General features: G+C 72.2%; 18 protein-coding genes. 6 read left to right on the top strand and 12 right to left on the bottom strand.

The features are described 5' to 3' along the window. Nucleotides 1-69: 69 nt before the first annotated feature. Entirely contained in the window at nt 70-1,221 is a 1,152-nt protein-coding gene (gene pcaC / locus AB0I72_RS06845) for a 4-carboxymuconolactone decarboxylase (protein WP_358563850.1), read from the top strand. 2 nt (nt 1,222-1,223) lie between these two features. Next, complete coding sequence (locus AB0I72_RS06840) at nt 1,224-2,411, top strand: 4-hydroxybenzoate 3-monooxygenase (RefSeq protein ID WP_358563848.1); 1,188 nt, start codon at nt 1,224-1,226, stop codon at nt 2,409-2,411. Between the two features lie 71 nt (nt 2,412-2,482). Here AB0I72_RS06840 and AB0I72_RS06835 read toward each other — a convergent pair whose 3' ends face one another. The 7 genes from AB0I72_RS06835 to AB0I72_RS06805 form a co-directional block, all read right to left on the bottom strand. After that, the gene (locus AB0I72_RS06835; RefSeq protein WP_358563846.1) at nt 2,483-3,469 is read right to left on the bottom strand and encodes an iron-siderophore ABC transporter substrate-binding protein; all 987 of its coding nucleotides are present in this window, start codon (nt 3,467-3,469) and stop codon (nt 2,483-2,485) included. Continuing rightward, entirely contained in the window at nt 3,466-4,260 is a 795-nt protein-coding gene (locus AB0I72_RS06830) for an ABC transporter ATP-binding protein (protein WP_358564573.1), read from the bottom strand. The genes AB0I72_RS06835 and AB0I72_RS06830 overlap by 4 nt, the downstream gene beginning before the upstream one ends. Nucleotides 4,261-4,319: 59 nt before the next feature. Then, on the bottom strand, nt 4,320-5,387 hold the full coding sequence (locus tag AB0I72_RS06825) for an iron chelate uptake ABC transporter family permease subunit (protein ID WP_358563844.1): 1,068 nt from the start codon (nt 5,385-5,387) through the stop codon (nt 4,320-4,322). After that, nucleotides 5,384-6,445, bottom strand: a complete 1,062-nt coding sequence (locus tag AB0I72_RS06820) for an iron ABC transporter permease (protein WP_358563842.1) — start codon at nt 6,443-6,445, stop codon at nt 5,384-5,386. Before AB0I72_RS06820 ends, AB0I72_RS06825 begins: the two co-directional genes overlap by 4 nt. Continuing rightward, nucleotides 6,438-8,216: a siderophore-interacting protein gene (locus AB0I72_RS06815; RefSeq protein ID WP_358563840.1), complete on the bottom strand. Its 1,779-nt coding sequence runs from the start codon at nt 8,214-8,216 to the stop codon at nt 6,438-6,440. The genes AB0I72_RS06820 and AB0I72_RS06815 overlap by 8 nt, the downstream gene beginning before the upstream one ends. A gap of 187 nt (nt 8,217-8,403) precedes the next feature. Next, complete coding sequence (lon, locus tag AB0I72_RS06810; RefSeq protein WP_358563838.1) at nt 8,404-10,836, bottom strand: endopeptidase La; 2,433 nt, start codon at nt 10,834-10,836, stop codon at nt 8,404-8,406. Between the two features lie 178 nt (nt 10,837-11,014). After that, nucleotides 11,015-11,311: a hypothetical protein gene (locus tag AB0I72_RS06805; RefSeq protein ID WP_358563836.1), complete on the bottom strand. Its 297-nt coding sequence runs from the start codon at nt 11,309-11,311 to the stop codon at nt 11,015-11,017. A gap of 271 nt (nt 11,312-11,582) precedes the next feature. Between AB0I72_RS06805 and AB0I72_RS06800 the strand changes: the two genes are divergently transcribed. Then, on the top strand, nt 11,583-12,125 hold the full coding sequence (locus tag AB0I72_RS06800) for a GNAT family protein (RefSeq protein WP_358563834.1): 543 nt from the start codon (nt 11,583-11,585) through the stop codon (nt 12,123-12,125). A 142-nt stretch (nt 12,126-12,267) separates the two neighbouring features. Further along, nucleotides 12,268-12,834 carry a dihydrofolate reductase family protein gene (locus AB0I72_RS06795; protein ID WP_358563832.1) on the top strand — a complete coding sequence of 189 codons (567 nt, stop codon included), beginning with the start codon at nt 12,268-12,270 and terminating at the stop codon, nt 12,832-12,834. Nucleotides 12,835-12,967: 133 nt separating this feature from the next. Here the strand turns inward: AB0I72_RS06795 and AB0I72_RS06790 are convergent, their stop codons facing one another. Then, nucleotides 12,968-13,360, bottom strand: coding sequence for a VOC family protein (locus AB0I72_RS06790; protein WP_358563830.1), 393 nt, complete (start codon nt 13,358-13,360; stop codon nt 12,968-12,970). Between the two features lie 68 nt (nt 13,361-13,428). On the opposite strand from AB0I72_RS06790, the gene AB0I72_RS06785 reads away from it, so the two are divergent. After that, nucleotides 13,429-14,376, top strand: a complete 948-nt coding sequence (locus AB0I72_RS06785; protein WP_358563828.1) for a YafY family protein — start codon at nt 13,429-13,431, stop codon at nt 14,374-14,376. Nucleotides 14,377-14,468: 92 nt separating this feature from the next. Here AB0I72_RS06785 and AB0I72_RS06780 read toward each other — a convergent pair whose 3' ends face one another. The 4 genes from AB0I72_RS06780 to AB0I72_RS06765 form a co-directional block, all read right to left on the bottom strand. After that, nucleotides 14,469-15,395, bottom strand: a complete 927-nt coding sequence (locus AB0I72_RS06780; protein WP_358564571.1) for a glycine betaine ABC transporter substrate-binding protein — start codon at nt 15,393-15,395, stop codon at nt 14,469-14,471. A gap of 220 nt (nt 15,396-15,615) precedes the next feature. Then, on the bottom strand, nt 15,616-17,148 hold the full coding sequence (locus tag AB0I72_RS06775) for a sodium:solute symporter (protein WP_358563826.1): 1,533 nt from the start codon (nt 17,146-17,148) through the stop codon (nt 15,616-15,618). Nucleotides 17,149-17,184: 36 nt separating this feature from the next. Beyond that, complete coding sequence (locus tag AB0I72_RS06770; protein WP_358563825.1) at nt 17,185-17,805, bottom strand: GyrI-like domain-containing protein; 621 nt, start codon at nt 17,803-17,805, stop codon at nt 17,185-17,187. After that, nucleotides 17,792-18,388 carry a PadR family transcriptional regulator gene (locus tag AB0I72_RS06765; RefSeq protein ID WP_358563823.1) on the bottom strand — a complete coding sequence of 199 codons (597 nt, stop codon included), beginning with the start codon at nt 18,386-18,388 and terminating at the stop codon, nt 17,792-17,794. The genes AB0I72_RS06770 and AB0I72_RS06765 overlap by 14 nt, the downstream gene beginning before the upstream one ends. A gap of 204 nt (nt 18,389-18,592) precedes the next feature. Between AB0I72_RS06765 and AB0I72_RS06760 the strand changes: the two genes are divergently transcribed. Then, complete coding sequence (locus AB0I72_RS06760) at nt 18,593-20,452, top strand: DNA/RNA non-specific endonuclease (protein WP_358563821.1); 1,860 nt, start codon at nt 18,593-18,595, stop codon at nt 20,450-20,452. The last annotated feature ends 6 nt before the right edge of the window (nt 20,453-20,458 follow it).

Below are 20,458 nucleotides of genomic sequence, written 5' to 3'. Positions count from 1 at the left end.
CCGCCCGTGCGGACCCGAGCCCGGCCCGACGCGCACGGCGAACGTCCCCGAACACCCGACGGAGAACCCGTGACCGAACCGCTCCACCACCGATTCGACGGACCCGAGGACGCGCCCCCGCTGATCCTCGGGCCCGCCCTGGGCACCTCCCTGTCCGTGTGGGAGCCGCAGCTCCCCGCCCTGGCCCGCGACCACCGGGTGCTCCGCTACGACCTGCCCGGCCACGGGCCCTCGCCCGCCTCGCTCCCGCCGGGATCCGGGGCGACCGTCGCCGACCTGGCCCGCCTCGTCCTCGACCTCGCGGACGCCCGGGGGTGGACGGCCTTCCACTACGCGGGGATCTCCCTCGGCGGAGCCGTGGGCGCCCACCTGGCCGCGCACCACCCCGAACGGGTGGCGTCCCTGGCCCTGGTGTGCTCCTCCGCGCGCTTCGGCGCCCCCTCCGCGTGGCACGAGCGCGCCGACCTCGTACGGCGTGAGGGGACCGCCCCCCTGACCGGCACGGCCCCGGAGCGGTGGTTCGCCGACCCCGACACCGCCGCCACCCTCGCGGGCAAGGCACTGCTCGCCGACCTGGCCGGCACGGACCCCGGGGGGTACGCCGCGTGCTGCACCGCCCTGGCCTCCTACGACCTGCGTGGACGCCTGGGCGACATCCGCGCGCGCACCCTCGTCGTCTCCGGCCGCGAGGACCGCGCCACCCCGCCCGAGCACGGGCGCGCGCTCGCCGACGGCATCCCCGGCGCGGGCCTCACCGAGATCGGCTGCGCCGGACACCTCCCGGGCATCGAGCGGCCCGAGGCCGTCACCGCCGCCCTGGTCGGCCACCTGTCCCCCGGCACGGACGCCGAGCGGTACGCGGCCGGGACGGCCGTGCGCCGCGCCGTCCTCGGCGACGCGCACGTCGACCGCGCGGCGGCCCGCACCACCCCGTTCACCGCCGACTTCCAGGACCTCATCACGCGCTACGCGTGGGGCGAGATCTGGACCCGCCCGGGCCTGGACCGGCGCACGCGCAGCTGCGTGACGCTGACCGCCCTCGTCGCGCGCGGGCACCTCGACGAACTGGCCATGCACGTGCGGGCCGCGCTCACCAACGGGCTGTCCCCCGCCGAGATCGGCGAGGTCATCCTCCAGTCGGCGATCTACTGCGGTGTGCCCGCCGCCAACTCCGCCTTCGCCACCGCCCAACGCGTGCTGGCCGACCTCACCGAGGAGTGACCATGTCCCACCCCCACCACACCCGCGTCGCCGTCATCGGGGCGGGACCCGCCGGGCTCCTCCTGGCACGGCTGCTCCAGGGCGCCGGCATCGGGTGCGTCGTGCTGGAGAGCCGCGACCGCGCGTACGTCGAACAGCGCCAGCGCGCCGGGATCCTGGAGCAGGGCACGGTCGAGGCGCTGCGCGCGGCGGGCGCCGCCGATCGGCTGGACCGCGAGGGGATCCCGCACGACGGGATCGAACTGCGCTTCGACGGGCGCCGCCACCGCGTCGACTTCCCGTCCCTGACGGGCGGGCGCCGGGTGTGGGTGTACGCCCAGACGGAGATGGTCAAGGACCTCATCGCGCTGCGGATGGCGGACGGCGAGCCGCTGCTGTTCGAGGCGCCCGTCCACGCGGTCGAGGGCGCCGACACCGACACCTGCGTCGTCCGGTACACCCACGGGGGCCAGGAGACGGTGCTCACCTGCGACTACGTGGTGGGCTGCGACGGCCACCACGGGGTGGCCCGCCGGGCGGTCCCGGAGGGGGCCAGCCGCACCTTCGAGCGCGCCTACCCCTACTCGTGGCTGGGCGTGACGGCCGACGCCCCGCCCGCCTACGACGAACTCGTCTACGCGCACTCCGATCGCGGCTTCGCGCTGGCGAGCATGCGCTCCCCGTCGGTGAGCCGCCTCTACCTCCAGGTGCCCGACGGGGAGGACCCGGCGGACTGGTCGGACCAACGGATCTGGGACGAGTTGGACACACGCCTCGGCGCCGACGGATCGTGGCGGCTGCACCGGGGGCCGATCACCGCCAAGGCGGTCCTGCCGATGCGCAGTTCGGTGACCGAGCCGATGCGGCACGGCCGTCTGTTCCTGGCCGGGGACGCCGCCCACATCGTGCCGCCCACGGGGGCCAAGGGGCTCAACCTCGCCGCCTCGGACGTGACCGTCCTGGCGCGCGCGTTCGCGCACCTGGAGACCACCGGGTCCACGGAGCTGCTGGACGCCTATTCCGACACGTGTCTGCGCCGGGTGTGGCGCGCGGAGCACTTCTCGTATCTCATGACCACCACCCTGCACACGGATCCGGGGCAGTCGGGGTTCGACGGCCGCCTCCAGCTGTCGCAGCTCGACCGGATCGCCAGCTCGCCGTTCGCGGCGGCCGACCTCGCGGAGAACTACACCGGTCTCCCCATCGGCTGACGGGGGCCGCGGACCGCGGCGAGGGGCGGTCCGCGACCCGTGGCCGGAGCCGATCCGGTCAGGTGACCGGCCTACTCCTGCCGCATGTCCCGGAGGGCCTCCTCCACGCGGTCGAGCGTGTAGTCGGCGTCCGTGTAGCCCGCGACGGTGTTCTTCCCCGCCGCGTACACGCGCCCGTTCTCGACCGCGGGGAGCTCCTGGTAGAGCGGCGTCGACTGGAGGTCCGCCATGAACGCGTTGACCTCGCCGCGCAGGTTCGAGTCGATGAACAGCACGTCCGCGTCGCCCACGACCGAACCGAGCCGCTCGTTCGAGACGACGGCCTCCGGCTCCGCCTCGTCGGCGACGGTCGCGTTCTCCTGCTCGGACCACGTGAAGCCGAGCGGCGTCAACAGGGTGCCGCTCATGTTGTCCTCGCCCCACGCGTAGAAGTTGTTCTCCTCGTAGGCGCCGATGACGCCGACCGACGTCCCCTCGATCACGTCGGCGTAGGTGTCGGCGATCTCCCGCTGCCGCGCCTCGAACGCGTCCGCGAGCTCGTCCGCCCGCTCGGGAACGCCCAGCGCGTCGGCGATCTCCTCGGTGCGCAGGTCCCACCTGGCCCGGTCGCCGCCGCGGTGGGTGTAGACGTAGACCGGGGCGATGGCCTCCAGTTGGCTGACGAGCTCCTCCTCGTGGATGTTCCCGGCCAGGATCAGGTCGGGCGTGAGTCCGGCGATCGCCTCCAGGTCGGGCTCGGGCCCCTCGGCGACGACCGGGACCGACTCGATCTCCTCGGTCAGCTCCTCGGGGACGATGCCCGGCTCGAAGGCGCCCTGGCCCACGGGGGTGAACCCCAGGTCGTAGACGGGCTGGGTGGCCGCGTAGTGGAGGGTGACGACGCGCTCGGGCGTCGCGGGGACCTCGACCTCGGCGCCGGTGGAGTCGGTGACGGTCCGGGTCTGCACCGTGCCCGCGCCTCCCGCGTCACCGTCGTCGGTGCTGGTCGACCCGCAGCCGACGAGGGCGAGGGACAGGGCCGCGGCGCCCGCGGCGAGGGGGACGAGGGTGGACTTCATGGGGCGACCTTCCGGTGCTCGGTGGCCGGGGCGGAGGCGCCGCCCCGGTGTCTGGTGATGACGTGCGGACCGCCGTTGACGGGGTCCTCGATGATGGAGGCCTCGATGTCGAAGACCTCGGCCAGGAGTGCGGTGGTGAGCACGTCCGCGGGGCGGCCCTCGGCGACGACGCGCCCGCGCGACATCACGATGAGGTGCCCGGCGTAGCGGGCCGCGTGGTTGATGTCGTGCAGGACGGCCACGATCGTGCGCCCGCCCGTCCGGTTGAGGTCGGCGAACAGGTCGAGCAGTGAGATCTGGTGCGCGACGTCCAGGAAGGTGGTCGGCTCGTCGAGCAGCAGGATCGGGCTCTCCTGGGCGAGCGCCATGGCCACCCACGCGCGCTGGCGCTGGCCGCCGGACAGCTCGTCGATCGGACGGTCGGCGAGCGCGGTCACGCCGGTCTGGTCGAGTGCGCGGCGCACGCTCCGCTCGTCCTCCTCACTCCAGCGGGAGAGGATCGACTGGTGCGGGTAGCGGCCGCGGCGCACCAGGTCGAACACCGAGATGCCCGCGGGTGCGACGGCCGACTGCGGCAGCAGTCCGAGCCGCGTGGCCACCTCCTTGGCGCGCAGGGTGTGGATGTCCGCGCCGTCGAGGCGGACCGTGCCCGCGGTGGGCTTGAGCAGGCGCGCCAGGGAGCGCAGCAGGGTGGACTTGCCGCAGGCGTTCGGGCCGATGATCACGGTGAACTCGCCGTCGGGGATGTCGACGGTCAGGTGCTCGCCGATGACCCGCGTGTCGTAGGCCATGGTGATGTCGTCGGCCCGCAGCGGGACCGCGGCGGCGGACGGCGAACCGTCGGACGTGCTCACAGGGTTCCCTTCCGGTTCTCTCGGACGAGCAGGGTGACGAGGTAGAGGCCGCCGACCGCGACCGTGGCGACGCCGACCGGGAAGGAGTGGCCGGGGACGGCGTGTTGGGCGGCGAGGTCGGCGCTCGCGAGGATGAGGGCCCCGGCGCAGGCCGCCGGGGCGAGGGAGGCCCCCGTCGAACCGGCGAGCCCGCGCCCGACGTGCGGTGCGGCCAGCGCGACGAACGCGATCGGACCGGCGGCCGCGATCACGACCGCCACGAGCAGGACGCCCGCGACGACCGCCATGAGCCGTGTGTGCGACGCCCGGACGCCGAGCGAGGCGGACAGGTCCTCACCGAGGTCGTGCAGACCGAGGCGGCGCTGGAGGAGCACACCGGAGACGAGCGTCGCGACGAGCGCGATGACCATCGCGGGCCCGGTGTACTCGAAGCTCGTGCCGTTGAGCGTGCCCACGCCCCACAGGGCGGCGGCCTGGGCGATCGCGAGGTCCGCGGAGAGCATGAACCACGCCTCCAGGCTGGCGAGCATGGCGCTCAGACCGATGCCCACGATGATCAGCCGGAACCCGGCGACACCGCCCCCGCGCGAGAGCAGCAGCACGATCGCCGCGACGGCGAACCCGCCCAGGAGCGCGCCTCCGGCGACCAGAGCGAAGCCCGAACCGACGTAGGCGACCACCGCGACGCCGCCCGCCGAGGCCCCCGCCGAGAAACCGATGATGTCCGGGCTGCCCAGCGGGTTGCGGGTCACACTCTGGAAGTACGCCCCGGCCACTCCGAGCGCCGCGCCGAACACCGCGGCCGCCACCGCGCGCGGCAGACGCCACTGGACGACGAACAGCTCGGCCGACGCCTCCGCCTCGCCGAACAGCGCCCGCACGACCTCCCCCGGGGAGTAGACGACGGTGCCGAGCATGAGCGCCGCCAGGGTCACGGCCGCGGTCATCGCGAGCAGCCCCGCGCACACGAGCAGGGTGCGCGCGTGGAGCCGCCCCGACACCGGTGGGCGCCCGGGTGTCCGCACCACGATCGAGCCGCGCTCGGCCCTGATCCAGACGCTCACTGGGTGTGCACCTTCCGGTCGCAGATGAGCCAGATGAGGAGCGGCGCGCCGACGAACGCCGTCACGACGCCGACGGGTATCTCGCGCAGCGGGACCACCACGCGCGCCAGGGTGTCGGCGACGAGCAGCACGACCGGCGCGACCAGCATCGACATCGGGATGACGCGCGTGTGGTCGTTGCCGACGAGCAGGCGGCACACGTGCGGCGCCAGGAGCCCGAGGAAGCCGATGGGACCCGCCACGGCGGTGGACGCGCCGACGAGCAGCGTGACCGCGCCGACCGTGAGCACCCGCGTGCGCCGGACGCTGACGCCGAGCGAGGCGGCGATGTCCTCACCGAGCGCGATCGCGTTGAGCGAGCGCACCAGCAGGAGCGCGAGCACCAGGCCGACGACGATGTACGGCGTGACGGCCGCCAGATCGCCGAGGGAGCGCCCGGCGACCGAACCCGCCACCCACGAGCGGTACCGCTCGAAGGTCTCCTGGTCGAACAGCCTGACCGCCGTCGTGACGCCGCCGAACACCGCGGTGAGCGCGACACCGGCGAGGGTCATGCGGACGGGGGTCGCCGGGCCGCGACCGGTCGAGGCGAGCAGCAGGACGGCGGCCGTCGCGCAGGCGGCGCCCGCGAGGGCCGGCCACACGAGCGCGCTGACCGTGGCCGGCAGACCCACCAGGATCGCCATGGCGACGAAGAGCGTGGCGCCGGCGTTCACGCCCAGAATGCCAGGGTCGGCGAGCGGATTGCGGGTGTGGGCCTGGATCAGGGCGCCGGCGGCGCCCAGGGCCGCGCCGACCGTGATCGCGATGACCGTGCGGGGCATCCGGTAGTCGAACACCAGCACCGCGGCCTCGCGGTCGCCCGCGCCGGAGAACACGACGAGCACGCGTGCGGGATCGACGTGCTCGGCGCCGACGAACACGCTCACGACGCAGGCGAGGACCAGGGCGGCGGTCAGGCCGAGGAGGATCAGCGGCGTCCGCGCACGGGAGGCGGCGGCACCGGGGTGTCCGTCCACGCCCCGGTCCCCGGGTGCGGCGACGGTGGACTCAGACACGGGCGACGGTCACGGTCCCGTAGGAGCCGAACCCCCAGCCGAGGGTCGCGCGCTCCACGGTGGAGGCGCCCGCCTCGCGCAGGAGCCGGGCGATCCGGTCGCCGGTGCGCGGTACGAGGCCCGTGAGCGCGAGGCTGGTCAGAGCGTGTTCGGCGACGTGCTCGTCGGTGGCGGCCTTGTCCGCCGTCCGCTCGGCGAGCACGACGGCGGGACCGGCGGTGAGCGCGGCGCGCAGCAGGTCGAGCGCGGCCTCGTCGGAGCGGCCCTCCAGGGCGCTGACGAGGATCGCGCAGTCGTGGGCGGGCCACCGGCTCTCGTCGGCGCCCGGCAGCTGGACCGTCCGACCGCCCGCGATCCGCGAGGCCACGTACGGGGCGGCGTCGCCGACGACCGCGAGGGTGCGGGCGTCGGCGACGGGGGCGAGCCGCGCCAGCGGCTCCAACACGTACTGGAGCAGGTCGGCGGCGCGGTCCTGGTGGGCGGTGTCGAGGGCGGCGTCGGCCGCCCGGCGCTCACGCCACGACGGCGTGCCCGCCCGGGTCGAACGACCGCCGGAGCGCAGGACGTCGACGAGGTCGACGAGGGCGAGCGCCTCGCGGTTGGCCGGGTTGTCGAGGGAGAGCGCCTCCACCGTCGAGTCCTCCATGAGGACGCCGCCGAGGGCCGTGTTGCGGTAGTGGTCGCCGTCGCGCTCGATGAGCCCCAACGCGGTCATGGCGTCGAGCAGGAGGGCGAGGCGGTCCGCTTCGACGCCGGTCCCCCGGCTGAGCCGGTCGAGGGTGGTGGCGCCGGAGGCGACCAGCGGCCCGACGCCGAGGGTGACCGCGACGCGCGCGATGATCGGCGGGGCGAGTTCGGTCAGCTCGTGCGCCTCGTTGAGCAGGTCCATCGTGGTCCGCTCACCGTCCTCCGCCGCGGGCACGAGACTCTCGGCGTCGTCGCCCGAGGGGGCCGCCTGGGCCTCGGGGCGGCGCCAGTAGCCGACGACCTCGGTGTCCTCCTTCGGCAGGCCGACGTCCTTGCGCAGGTGGCGGCGGATGGGGGCGACCGTCATCGCCTCGCCGCCGACCCACGCGTAGACGCGTCCCTCCGGCAGCGTCAGGCGCAGGACGGCCTCCAGCATCCGGGTGCTGGTTCCGGCGGGGACGTCGCCGCGGACCAGCCACTCGATCTCGACGTCCGCCGCGGTGGGGATCTCCTGGATGTCCGCGGCGGTGGGGACCTCGACGATCACGTGGCCTCGGGTGCCCTCGGGGGCCTCCTCCAGCCAGCGGCCGATCGCGGGGAGCGCCGTCTCGTCGCCGACCAGCAGGTGCCAGTCGGCCTCGTCGTTGCGCAGGGCGCAGGACTTGGGACCGGCGAAGTGGAGCTCGTCCCCGGGCCGCGCCCGGTAGGCCCAGGCCGACGCCAGGCCGTGGTCGTGGCGGACGACGTCGACGTCGAACGTGTTCGCCTCGGGGTCCCATCCGCGCACGGTGTAGTCGCGGGTGCGGGTGAGCACCTCGGGGTTCCAGGCGAACCGGGTCTCCTGCTGGGTGCCGATGTGCGGCGCCGTGCCGTCGTCGGGCGGGACGACGATCTTGACGTGGTCGTCGAACCCGTCCGACCGGAACGGCGGACGCGGGTGCCCCTCCCCCATCTCCCCGGCGGTCAGGTCGTCCCCGGTGAGCGTGAGGCGGCGCGTGTTCGGGGTGACGTCGACGACCCGGGTCACCGTCGCGCGGCGCAGCACGATGGGATGGACCCGCAGGGGCCTGGAGGTACGGGGCATGAGGGAACTCCCAAGGGAAGGCTATCCTAATAAAGGCGAGCCTAACCTATCGGGAAATTCAGTACCGGAACACCCTCCGTCTCGTGGGTCACGCGGCGTCGCATCGGGAGCGAGCGCCGCTCCGGGAGCCCGAACCGGCTCCCGGAGCGGCGGGGTCGCACGGGATCACACCGTGGCGGCGACCGGCTCAGACCCGGGCGGCACGCGAGGCGTCCCCGTCGAGGGCGGTGGAGGGGCGGGCGGGCTCCAGCGCCAGCTCCAGCACCTGGCGCACGTCGCCGACCGCGTGCACGGTCAGCTGCCGCAGCACCTCCTCCGGAACGTCGTCCAGGTCGGGCTCGTTGCGCTCGGGGATCAGTACCGTGGTGATCCCCGCCCGGTGCGCCGCCAGCAGCTTCTGCTTGACGCCGCCGATCGGCAGCACCCGGCCGGTCAGCGAGACCTCACCGGTCATCGCCACGTCCGCGCGGGCGGGCCGCCCCGACAGCAGCGAGGCCAGAGCGGTGGTCATGGTGACGCCCGCGCTCGGCCCGTCCTTGGGGACGGCGCCCGCCGGGACGTGCAGGTGGACGCCGCGCTCCTTGAGGTCGCCCACCGGCAGCTCCAGTTCGGCGCCCCTGGCCCGCAGGTAGGACAGGGCGATCCGCGCCGACTCGCTCATCACGTCGCCGAGCTGACCGGTCAGCGTCAGCCCGCCCGCCCCGGACTCGGGGTCGGCCAGCGACGCCTCCACGAACAGCACGTCTCCCCCGGCCCCGGTCACCGCCAGGCCGGTGGCCACGCCCGGCACCGAGGTCCGACCAGCCGACTCCGGGGTGTGCCTCGGCCGTCCCAGGTAGCCGCGCAGGTCGCCGGTGTCCACCCGGACCGGCGTCTCCCGCTCCCCCAGGGCCGCCGCGGAGGCGACCTTGCGCAGAATGCGGGCGATGGTCCGCTCCAGGCCGCGCACACCCGCCTCCCGCGTGTACTCCGCGGCCAGCGACCGCAACGCGTCCTCGGTGACCTCCACCTCCGGCTCGCCGTCGGCCGAGACCAGCCCGGCCCGCTCGACCTGCCTGCGCAGCAGGTGGTCGCGGGCGATCGCGACCTTCTCGTCCTCGGTGTAGCCGTCCAGCTCCACCAGCTCCATCCGGTCCAGCAACGGGCCGGGGATCGTGTCCAGGGCGTTGGCGGTGGCCAGGAACACCACGTCCGACAGGTCGAGGTCGACCTCCAGGTAGTGGTCGCGGAACGTGTGGTTCTGCGCCGGGTCCAGCACCTCCAACAGCGCCGCCGTGGGGTCGCCTCGGAAGTCGGAGCCGACCTTGTCGATCTCGTCCAGGAGCACCACCGGGTTCATCGACCCGGACTCCTTGATCGCCCGGACGATCCGCCCCGGAAGCGCACCGACGTAGGTGCGGCGGTGGCCGCGGATCTCGGCCTCGTCGCGGACGCCGCCGAGCGCCACCCGGGTGAACCGGCGGCCCATGGCGCGCGCGACCGACTGGCCCAACGAGGTCTTTCCGACCCCCGGCGGGCCGACCAGGGCGAGCACGGCGCCGCTGCGGCGCCCGCCGACCACACCCAGCCCACGGTCGGCGCGGCGCTTGCGCACGGCCAGGTACTCGGTGATCCGGTCCTTGACGTCGGTCAGGCCGGTGTGGTCGGCGTCCAGGACCTCGCGGGCCCCGGCGATGTCGTAGGCGTCCTCGGTCCGCTCGTTCCACGGCATGTCCAGGACGGTGTCCAGCCAGGTGCGGATCCAGCCGGACTCCGGCGAGGAGTCGCCCGCCCGCTCCAGCTTGTCGACCTCGTCGAGCGCGGCCCCGCGCACGTGCTCGGGCAGGTCGGCCGCCTCGACCCGCGCCCGGTAGTCGTCCTCCTCGCTGCCGGGGCGGCCGTCGAGTTCGTTGAGCTCCTTGCGGATGGCCTCCATCTGCCGCCGCAGCAGGAACTCGCGCTGCTGCTTGTCCACGCCCTCCTGGACGTCGCGGTCGATGCTCTCGGTGACGTCCAACTCCGCGAGGTACTCACGGGTCCACTCGGTGAGCAGGTGCAGGCGGTCGAGGACGTCGTAGGTCCGCAGCAGTTCGAGCTTGCGCTCGGCGGTCAGGAACGGCGAGTAGCCGCCGCGGTCGGCGAGGCGGCTGGGGTCGGTGATCTGCTGCACGCCGTCCAGGACCTGCCAGGCGCCGCGCTTGTGCAGGTAGGTGGTGAGCAGCGACTTGTACTCGCGGGCCGCCTCCAGCACCTTGCCCGGGTACTCGCCCTCCGGCTCGGTGTGCACGGTGGCCAGCACCCACAGGGCCGCGCCGGGGCCGGTCGTGCCGCTGCCGACGCGGGCGCGGGCCGTGCCGCGCAGCACGGCGGCGGGGGTTCCCTCGCGGGTGCGTCCGACCTGTTCGACGACGCCGACGGTGCCCACGGCGGCGTAGGAGCCGTCCACGCGCGGCACGATAAGGACCTCGGGGCCCTTCGCGGAGTCACGGTGGCCGCCCGACCGCGCGACGGCCTGCGCCGCGTCGACGGCCGCGCGCACCTCGGGTTCGGTCATGTCGACCGGTACGACCATGCCCGGCAGGACGACGTCGTCATCGAGGGGAAGCACCGGGAAGGTCACGCTGGCGGGAGTCTCACTCATGAATCCTCCTAGTTGAGTCAAACAGACTCAATAAAAAGGAGCCGAGTTATCTTCCCGATCCCGTGTTCGCCCTCAGCGATCACGCCCCCCGGGGGCCGATGACGGGAAGCCGGAGCCGCACGCGCGGGGGCGGTGAATCCGGGAACCGCTGACGTCATCGCTCGAAACACCCGGCTGATCAGCGCCGACGGAACAGCAGGCCGCCCACGCCGAGCGCACCGGAGGCGGCCGTCGGTACGGCCACCATCAGCACCGTCGCGATCCGGTCCTGGCGGGCGAGGGCGCACTGGCCCCTCGTCCAGGAGCCGAGCCGTTCGTTGTCGAAGAGCGGATCGCTCGGTTGGAACACCCAGGGGACCACGGGGTGGCAGGGGCTGGGTTCGTGTGAGCCCAGGTGGTGGCTGGCCGGTGTCACGAGCAGCAGGAGCACGCCGATCAGCCCGAGGACCGCGATCACCAGGCCCGCCACCGCCACGGGCCGGGACCGTGGGCCCCGACGGGGACGCGTCTCTTCTGCTCGGGGTGCTCGCATACGGGGCCTCAGTATTCGTGGGGGTGTCCGATCCGCTCGTCGTGTCACGGATCCTTCATCCGCACGGTCCGATGCCCGATGGGCGGTTCGGGTTCGGGCACGTGTCCGACGAGGCGGGCCGGTCCCGACAGACTCGGGCCCCACCCCTCTCGGTCGTGAAGACCAGCTCCTTATCGGTTTGCCGTCGGCCAGCCCGGTCGGATAGGAATCTTGGATGCTCAGAGGCAGCGAGGTCGGGCTCAGGGCCCGGCACGAGGACGACATCCCGATCCTGCAGGCCGGGCTCTACGACGACGTGGTCACCCACTCGCGATCGCAGGCCCGACCGTGGCGGCCGATCACCCCCGGCTCGACGGCGTCGCCGCTCACGGTGGACGACAAGGAACAGGGAAACGTCCCGTTCTCCGTGGTGGAGCTGGACGGCGGCGCACTGGTCGGCACCGCGGTGCTGTGGGGCATCGACAACCACAACCGGTCCGCGCACATCGGGCTGGGGCTGCTGCCGTCCTCCCGGGGCAAGGGCTACGGCACCGACGTGGTCGCGGTGCTGTGCCACTACGGATTCGTCGTGCGCGGCCTGCGGCGGCTGCAGGTCGAGACGCTGGCGGACAACGCCGCGATGCTGCGCTCCGCCGAGCGCAACGGCTTCGTCCGCGAGGGCGTGCTGCGCTCCTCGGCCTGGGTGATGGGCGAGTTCGTGGACCAGGTGCTGCTCGGGCTCCTCGCCCAGGACTGGAAGCCGGGATCGAAGGGCTGAGATCCCCGGCGTACTCAGCCCTGGAGCACGGATGCTCGGGCACACCGCCCTCGAAGAAATGTCGGGCGGGGTGTCGATCGAGGACGGGTCCGTTCGACGGGAGGATGAAGGCAGCACACAGAAGTGATGGAGGAGACCGAAGATGCGCCCACTGATCGTCACCGCGTTCGTGTCCGTCGACGGCGTGATGGAGGCCCCCGGCGGCGAGCCCGGGTACCGCAACACCGGCTGGACCTTCAAGAGCGTCGAGATGGACCCGGCGGCCTACGAGATCAAGACGCGCGAGCAGGAGGAGGCCACGGCGCTGCTCATGGGTCGCCGCAGCTATGAGGCGTTCGCGCCGGTCTGGCCGACGATGACGGACGAGTTCGCGGGGTACAACGCCATGCCCCGGTACGTGGTCTCCACGACGCTGACCGAGGACGACCCGCGTTGGCCCGCCACGATCCTGAGCTCGATCGACGACGTCGCGGACCTCAAGAAGACCGAGGGCGGCCCGATCTCCGTCCACGGCAGCGCCACCCTGGGCAGGGCCCTCGCCGACGCCGGGCTGGTCGACCGCTACCACCTCCTGGTGTTCCCGGTTCTGCTCGGAGCGGGCAAGCGGCTGTTCAGCGACACCGACAAGGACGCCCAGAAGCTGAAGCTCGTCGAGCACGAGGTGTACTCCAACGGCGTGCAGAAGCAGGTCTTCGACGTCGTCCGGTAGTCCCCGACGACGTCGACGCCCGACCAGGCGGAAGGGGCGCCCGACCGGATTCGGGTCGCCCCTCCACCGCGTCGCGTGCGCGGCGGGGAAGCCTCCCACGGGTGCCGGTGTTCGGCGGGACGGTCCCCTGGCGTCAGACTCCGTGGGTGGCGAGGCAGAAGGGGTGGCCGGCCGGGTCCAGCAGCACCCGCCACACGTCGGGCCGCGGCTGGAACGGCGCCATCACAGCGCCCAGAGCCAGCATCCGGTCCTGCGCGGCGTCCAGGTCGTCGACGCTCAGCTCGATGTGCGCCTGCTTCTGCTGGGCGGGGTCCGGCCAGGACGGGGGCCGGTAGTCGGTCTGCCGGACGAATCCCAGCCCGGGGGCGCCCGCGCGGCCGAGCAGGACGAAGTCGTCGCTGGAGAACTGCACGGGCAGCCCGAGGGCGTCGCCGTAGAAGCGGGCGAGCTCGGCCGGGTCCGGGCAGTCGAAGTCGACGGAGAGGAATCGGATCACGGGGGTGGACGAGGTGTCTGCTGTGCTCATGGTGTGCGAGAGTAGGACGCGACCCGGACAGGGTCTGTCCTCATCCCGCCCCACACCGAGTGACTGTGATGGGTACCACTTCTCGACTGCTGCGCCTGGTGTCGCTGTTGTCCACACGACCGGTCTGGACGTGCCGCGAGCTGGCCGAGCACATGTCGGTGACCGACCGGACGGTCCGGCGTGACATCGCCCGGCTACGGGACCTCGGCTACGGCATCGAGTCCGACCCGGGGCCGTGGGGCGGGTACCGGCTCAGCCCCGGCGCCCGGTTGCCGCCGCTGGTCCTGGACGACGAGGAGGCCCTCGCCGTGGCCGTCGGTCTGCGTACGGCCGCGCTCAGCGGGGCCCGGGGCGCCGACCAGGCCGCGTTGTCGGCCCTTCTGAAGCTTCGCCAGGCCCTGCCGAGGCGGCTGGCCGACCGGCTGGGCGAACTCGACGCCGCCCTGGCGCACACCCCGCGGTCCCGGGAACCGCGGATCAGCCTGCACGCGCTGCTGGAACTGGCGCGCGCGTGCCGCAGCGGGCTGCGCGCCGAGCTGTCGTACCGGGACCACGCGGGGCGTTCGACCGTCCGGCGCGTCGATCCGTACCGCCTCGTCCACACAGGCCTTCGCTGGTACTTCGTCGCCCGCGATGTCGGCAAGGGCGAGTGGCGTACGTTCCGGGCCGACCGCGTGACCGCTACACGGCTCACCGCCGAGCCGGCCGAACTGGTCGACCCGCCCGACGCCGCGTCGCTCGTCTCCCAAGGCATCGCGAGCGTCGTGTACCCGGTGTACGCGAGGATCCGGCTTCCGCTTCCCCTGGACCGGGCCCTGGCCGTGGTCCCGCCCACGATCGGCGCGCACAGCCCCGACGGATCCGGCGCCACCGTGGTCGAGATCGGCGGCAACGACGTGGGACAGCTCGCCGACTACCTGCTCGGCCTGGGCACCTCCCTGCGGGTGCTCTCGACCGACGCCGTGCGCGAGGCGCTGCTCCGCCGGACCCGGGAGCTGCTCAGGGCCAACGAATGACGTTCGTACGTCTTCCGGGGTCCTCGTGTGCGTCCGCGCGGCGGCTCCCCCGTGCCGGCGGCGTTCTCCCGCGGCCGCCGTTTCCGTGATCCTCAAGCACCGAAAGCCCGCGCGGGCTGACCGTCGGCGGCCTCCACACCCTCGAGCCAGGCGTCGACCCGGTCGGTGTTCTCCGCGATCCAGTCCCGCGCCACCGTTTTGACGGGTACGTTCTCCCTGCTGATCTGCCTGGTCCATTCGGACACGGTTTCGGTGTCGACTTCCATCTGGGAGAGGAAGCGCGCGGCGTTCGGGTTGTCGTCCGCGAATCCCGCGTGCGCGAGAACGCGAATCTCGCCGGCGCCGGGCCACACACCCTGCGGGTCGTCGAGGTAGACCAGGTCCCACTCGTCGTTCATCCAGTGGGGCCGCCAGCCCAGGACCACGACCGGTTCCCCGGCGTCCGCGCGGCGTTCGAGTTCGACCAGCATGGCGGCGCTGCTCGACTGCACGAGCTCCCACTCGCCGAGCCCGTACGCATCACTCGCGATCGCGTCGAGGATGTGCCGGTTGCCCGAGGTGCCGGCCTCGATTCCGAGCAACTCGCTCTCGAACAGATCCTGGTTCTCGGCCAGATCGACCAAGGAACGCACACCGTACTCGTCCGCGACGTACCCGGGAACCGCGGGCGCATAGGTCGTACCCGTCATCAGCGTACTCAGGACCTCGATGTCCCCGGCTTCCAGACGATCCTCGAAAAACGGCTCCTGAGTCGGCCACCAGTGCCCCAGGTAGGCGTCCACGTGGCCGTCGGCGAGTGCCTGCGCGCCAAAGGGCAGGGAGACCTCCTGGACACTCACCTGATAGCCGTTGTCCTCGAGGACCTGCCGAACGATCTCGTTCTCCACGATCAGGTCCTCCCACGGCTGCTGGAGCAGCCGGATCTCCTCCCTTCCCGAACCACCCAGCCCAGACCCCTGCTGGCCACCGCAGGCCGTGAGCAACAGCAGACTCGAAGCACAGAAAGCAGACGCGATCATACTCAGCCGACTGCGCATCAGTGCAATCCTTTCCCCGGGCCATAGAATTCATTCCGCACAGGGATCGAATTCGATGACCGAGGACAATTTATCCATCCTCAGGACATAATCCATTATGGCGCTCCGCCGAACCGTAGTCAATTAATGACCCGCAGCACACCCGAACCGGAAATCACCGACGCGCGGGACCGCGGCGCCGGGCACGGCGGCTCCGCGCGCGTCAGGGCCGTTCCCCTCCGCCCTCCAGGGCGCCCTCGCGGGAGTCGACGGTCCCGTCCCCGTCCACGCGGCCCGCGGTCCCGGCGGCCGGTTCGCGGTGGCGCAGCGAGAGCAGGGAGCCCAGGCCGAGCACGACGGACACGCCGATGGCCGTGTACCAGGTGAACCCGACCAGGTCGCGCTCGAACAGGAACAGCCAGGCCATGGTCGCCACGGCCGCGCAGAAGGCGACGAGCGCGTCGGTCTGGCGCGCCCGGCGCACCCACAGGCCCAACAGGAACGAGCCGAGCAGACCGCCGTAGGTCAGGCCGGCCACGGACAGGCCCAGCTCGACGACCGGGTTGTCGGTGCCGGTGAACATCGCGGCCGCCCCGATGAACACCAGTCCCCATCCGAGGGTGAACAGCCTCCCCAGCCGCAGGCCCTGGGCGTCGGTGAGCTCGCGGCGGCTGAACCGCTCGTACAGGTCGGCCATGGTGGAGGAGGACAGCGCCGACAGAGACGAGGACAGGGTGCTCATCGCCGACGCCATGATCCCGGCGAGCAGCAGGCCCGACAGACCGGCGGGCATCCCCTCGACGATGAACGTCGGGAACACCTCGTCCGAGCCGGAGAGCCCGAGCCGGTCGACGGAAGCGCCGTCGAAGTAGGAGAACAGCGCCAGGCCCACGGTGAGGAACAGGGCGAACTGGAGGAACACCACGACGCCGCTGCCGATCACCGCCTTCTGGGCGTCCCGCGGGGTGCGGCATGCCAGCAGCCGCTGCACGATGATCTGGTCGGCGCCGTGTGAGGCGGTGGACAGCAGGGCGCCGCCCAGGACCGCGGTGACCGTCGCGTAGGGCGCGGAGACCGGGTTCGACGCCAGGTCGAGGAACCGGGTCTTGCCGGCGTCGGCGGCGACGGCGAGGAAGTTCACGTCGAGGCCGCTGGTGATGACGGCCAACGCGATGGCGCCGCCGACGGCGTACAGCCCCATCTGCGCCACGTCCACCCACACCACGGCCCTGATACCGCCGATGAGGGTGTACAGGACCGTGACGCACGCCAGCAGGGCGATGATCGCGAAGTAGGACAGGTCCACCCCGTAGTGGCCCAGGACGATCCGCATCGGGATGGCCGCCGCGAACAGGCGCACCCCGTCGGCGAGCAGGCGGGTGAACAGGAACGCGACCGACGCCGTGCCCTGCATGCCGCGGCCGAAGCGCCGGCCCAGGTAGGTGTAGGCGGTGGTCATCTCGCCCCGGTGGTAGCGGGGCAGCAGCACGAAGGCGACGACCACGCGCCCGACCAGGTAGCCGACCGCCACCTGGAGGAAGGTGACGTCGCCCAGGTAGGCCACGCCGGGCACGCTGATCACGGTCAGGGCGCTGGTCTCCGTGGCCACCACCGACAGGCACACCGCCCACCAGGGCAGCCGTCGGCCGCCGATGAAGTAGTCCGTCGTGTCGCGCTGCCGTCCCGACAGCTTCAGGCCGAGCCACGCCGAGCCCGACAGGTACACCGCGATGACCGCGAGATCGACTGGTTGCACTGCGGGCCTCCGGGGGTGGGGGTGCGATGTGAGCCGCTAGCGCACCGCACGCACGGGCTGCCGGAGGACGGTCCTCAGTTTGGCGGGCTCGGTCCGGCGCGGGTCGTTCAGGTAGACCTCGTGGTGGTGCCCGGCCATGCGCAGGTCGTGGGCGGCGAGGTACTCGTGGTGGAGCCTGGCGAGGACGGGCCCCTCGTCATCGTAGGAGCCGACGTGCAGGACCTGGGCGCTGGTGCCCTCGTGCAGGGTCTCGTGGCGGACGTCGGCGATCGCGGGAAGGCCCTTCTTCGCCAGTGCGGCCTCCCTGGCCTCCTCGACGAGGTCCCCGGTGATCCAGTCGGGTTGACTGATGAGCATGCGCCACTGCCAGGCGTCCTTGTCCCGGGTGACGAAGACCTCCGGGTCCTCGGCCCACCACAGCCCCTCGAGCGGCCCGACGACGAAGTCCCGGTCGAGTTCGCGTTTGCTGGTGAACTTGATCGTGTAGGCGACGGCGTAGAGCGCCTCGACGGCACGCCCGTAGTCGGCGTCGGCGTGGGGAACGCCGTGGCCGTCGATCGCGAGGAACCGCTGCGCGGGCACCTCGACCAGCGCCCAGTCGGTGTTCTTCGGCGCGTAGCACTGCTTGAGTTCCCGCTTGACGTCATAGCGCGTCATGGCCGTCCGCCTTCCTGGTGGGGGGTGTGTCGTGAGATGGGTCGCCGGGTTCGGCCAGGTCGGCCCGGTAGGCCCGCAGCCACCGCTGTTCGGCCGCCAGTTGGCCCAGCGCGTAGTCGAAGAGGGCGTGGACGAAACCGGGTGCGTCGGGTTGGGCGTCGCGGGCCGCGCCGACGGCGGCGATCCTCTCCGTCAGGGCCGCGGCCCGCCGGTCGAGCGCGTCCCGGAGACGGTCGGGGGCGATGACCGGTTGGTTGGCCAGACCGACCAGGAGCGGCGGGAAGACCGGCCGGAGTTCGGCCACCGCCGCCTCGGCCGACCGCGCGCACGCCCGGAACCCCTCGGCCGTCGGCCCGTACACCCGGCGGGCCTTGCCGCGTGCCGTCGGCGACGCGTCGACCTCGGTGATCAGACCGCGTCCACGGAGCCGGGTCAACAGGTAGTAGATCGAGCTGAAGCCGATCTCGGTCCACTCGCGGACGCCGCGGGCGTCGATGACCTCGTCCAGTTCGTAGCCGTGTCTCGGCTTCTCCACGAGCAGGCCGAGCACGGTCAGCTCGGCGGGCGTCAGGTCGTCGGCCATGCCGATACTCTAGTACTAGAATAAACGTGTGTCGACCGCGCCTCCCCCGGGCGCCGATCGGCGGGCCGAACCGACGCGGTGAGACACTGACTCACTTATGCCTTTTTTGGGTAGAATGTCAGGTTTACCGGAGTTAGCCTGAGGGCGGCGAGCAGGAGTTCCCACCGAATCCAACGCGTCGGTTCCGCTGAGGAGATCCTTCCCATGGCTACCGAGAACAAGGACACGTCGCCCAGGGGCGCCCCCGACCAGGACGAGCTCATCGCCTCCCTCAAGAAGTTCATCCGAGCCCACGGAGAGGACTACCTGAGGGATCCGAACGTGTCGTCCATCGGCATCGCCCACAAGTCGAGGAGCGGTCAGCCGGAGGGAGAGATCGCGCTCCAGTTCACCGTCGACACCAAGGCCGAACCGGAGCGGTTGGAGGCGCTGGGCACGAGGAGGCTCCCGGAGTCCATCGTCGTGGAGGGCGTCGAGGTGCCCACGGACGTGCTCCAGCGCAGCTACGCGCCGCAGTTCCGGGTCGTGGCCGAGGCCGAGAGCACGACCCGCCACAAGCGCCTCGACCCGGCGCTGCCCGGTGTGAGCGTCGGGCACGTCAGGAGCACGGCGGGCACCATCGGCTGCGTCGTCTTCGACAAGCACGACGGAACGCCCTTCATCCTGAGCAACTGGCACGTCCTGCACGGGGCGGACGGTGAACCGGGTGAGGACATCGTGCAACCGGGCAGGGCCGACGACCCGCACGTCGACCGCAACCGGCTCGGCAGGCTGGAGCGTTCCCACCTGGGGTTCGCGGGGGACTGCGCGATCGCCACGGTCGAGGACCGCCGCTTCGACCCGGACATCCTCGGTCTCGGTGTCGCACCGGAGGACCTGGGGGAGCCGGAGATCGGTGACAGGGTGGTCAAGAGCGGCCGTACGACCGGAGTGACGCACGGCGTGGTCCGAAGCCCCTTCAAACTCGCCCAGATCCACTACCCGGGGGTGGGAGCCCGCTCCATCCTCTGCTTCGAGATCGGCGTCGATCCGCACCACCCGCCCGCGGACGGAGAGATCAGTCTGCCCGGCGACTCGGGCTCGGTGTGGATGTTCAAGGACTCCGACGACCGGCCGGGCGCGGTCCTGGCGGGTCTCCACTTCGCGGGTGAGAGCCGGCAGGAACCGGACGAGCACGCACTCGCCTGCTTCCCCCTCAAGGTCTTCGAGGAGCTGGGGATCACCCTGCGGCCGCCCGTGCCCGAGGCGGTGGAGGCCCTGGAGGGGTACAACCCCAACTTCCTGAGGGCGCGTGTTCCCGTCCCGCGGCTCGACCCCAGGATCGAGCAGGACCTGTTCCTGCTCCGGGACACGGACGTCATCCCCTACACGCACTTCTCGCTGGCGCTGAGCAGGTCGCGCCGCTTCGCCTTCTGGGTGGCCTGGAACATCGACGGCGGCGCGCTCAAGAGGCTCAACCGCAGCGGGATCCCGTTCACCCGGGATCCGCGGATTCCGGATGAGGCCCAGATCGGCAACGAGCTGTACAAGGCCAACCGGCTCGACCGGGGGCACCTGGCGCGCCGGGCCGACCTGCTCTGGGGAAGCCTGGCCGAGGCCGAGAAGGCCAACGTTGACTCGTTCTTCTACACCAACATCACGCCGCAGATGGACGACTTCAACCAGAGCAGCCAGGGCGGGCTGTGGGGGCGGCTGGAGGACGCCGTGTTCGCCGACGTCGAGGTCGACGACCTGAGGGTGAGCGTGTTCGCGGGGCCGGTCTTCCAGAGCGACGACCGCCTGTACCGCGGGATCCGGATTCCGCGCGAGTACTGGAAGGTCATCACCTTCTCCGACCGCGGCGAGCTCAGGGCCGCGGCGTTCCTGCTGACGCAGAACCTCGACCAGATCGAGGCCCTGGAACTGGACGAGTTCCGCGTGTTCCAGGTCGCCCTGAGCGAGGTGGAGGAGCGTTGCCGCCTCCGGTTCCCGGACCTCCTGCACGAGGCGGAGACGCTGGTCGTGCCCGAGGCGCTGGCGGAGCGGGCTCCGCTGGGCAGCCTGTCCGAGATCCGGTGGGGCTGACCGGCC

The sequence above is a fragment of the Nocardiopsis sp. NPDC049922 genome (genome assembly GCF_040660275.1).
In the GTDB taxonomy this organism is placed as follows: Bacteria; Actinomycetota; Actinomycetes; order Streptosporangiales; family Streptosporangiaceae; genus Nocardiopsis.
The sequence above is the reverse complement of the archived record's forward strand: the minus strand, read 5'-3'. Positions and strand labels throughout refer to the sequence as shown.

Excerpts from the sequence above, each read along its gene's own strand:
- AB0I72_RS06840 (WP_358563848.1), top strand. The coding sequence starts at position 1,224 with ATGTCCCACCCCCACCACACCCGCGTCGCCGTCATCGGGGCGGGACCC.
- AB0I72_RS06835 (WP_358563846.1), bottom strand. The coding sequence starts at position 3,469 with ATGAAGTCCACCCTCGTCCCCCTCGCCGCGGGCGCCGCGGCCCTGTCC.
- AB0I72_RS06830 (WP_358564573.1), bottom strand. The coding sequence starts at position 4,260 with ATGGCCTACGACACGCGGGTCATCGGCGAGCACCTGACCGTCGACATC.
- AB0I72_RS06815 (WP_358563840.1), bottom strand. The coding sequence starts at position 8,216 with ATGCCCCGTACCTCCAGGCCCCTGCGGGTCCATCCCATCGTGCTGCGC.
- lon (WP_358563838.1), bottom strand. The coding sequence starts at position 10,836 with ATGAGTGAGACTCCCGCCAGCGTGACCTTCCCGGTGCTTCCCCTCGAT.
- AB0I72_RS06800 (WP_358563834.1), top strand. The coding sequence starts at position 11,583 with ATGCTCAGAGGCAGCGAGGTCGGGCTCAGGGCCCGGCACGAGGACGAC.
- AB0I72_RS06795 (WP_358563832.1), top strand. The coding sequence starts at position 12,268 with ATGCGCCCACTGATCGTCACCGCGTTCGTGTCCGTCGACGGCGTGATG.
- AB0I72_RS06790 (WP_358563830.1), bottom strand. The coding sequence starts at position 13,360 with ATGAGCACAGCAGACACCTCGTCCACCCCCGTGATCCGATTCCTCTCC.
- AB0I72_RS06785 (WP_358563828.1), top strand. The coding sequence starts at position 13,429 with ATGGGTACCACTTCTCGACTGCTGCGCCTGGTGTCGCTGTTGTCCACA.
- AB0I72_RS06780 (WP_358564571.1), bottom strand. The coding sequence starts at position 15,395 with ATGATCGCGTCTGCTTTCTGTGCTTCGAGTCTGCTGTTGCTCACGGCC.
- AB0I72_RS06770 (WP_358563825.1), bottom strand. The coding sequence starts at position 17,805 with ATGACGCGCTATGACGTCAAGCGGGAACTCAAGCAGTGCTACGCGCCG.
- AB0I72_RS06765 (WP_358563823.1), bottom strand. The coding sequence starts at position 18,388 with ATGGCCGACGACCTGACGCCCGCCGAGCTGACCGTGCTCGGCCTGCTC.
- AB0I72_RS06760 (WP_358563821.1), top strand. The coding sequence starts at position 18,593 with ATGGCTACCGAGAACAAGGACACGTCGCCCAGGGGCGCCCCCGACCAG.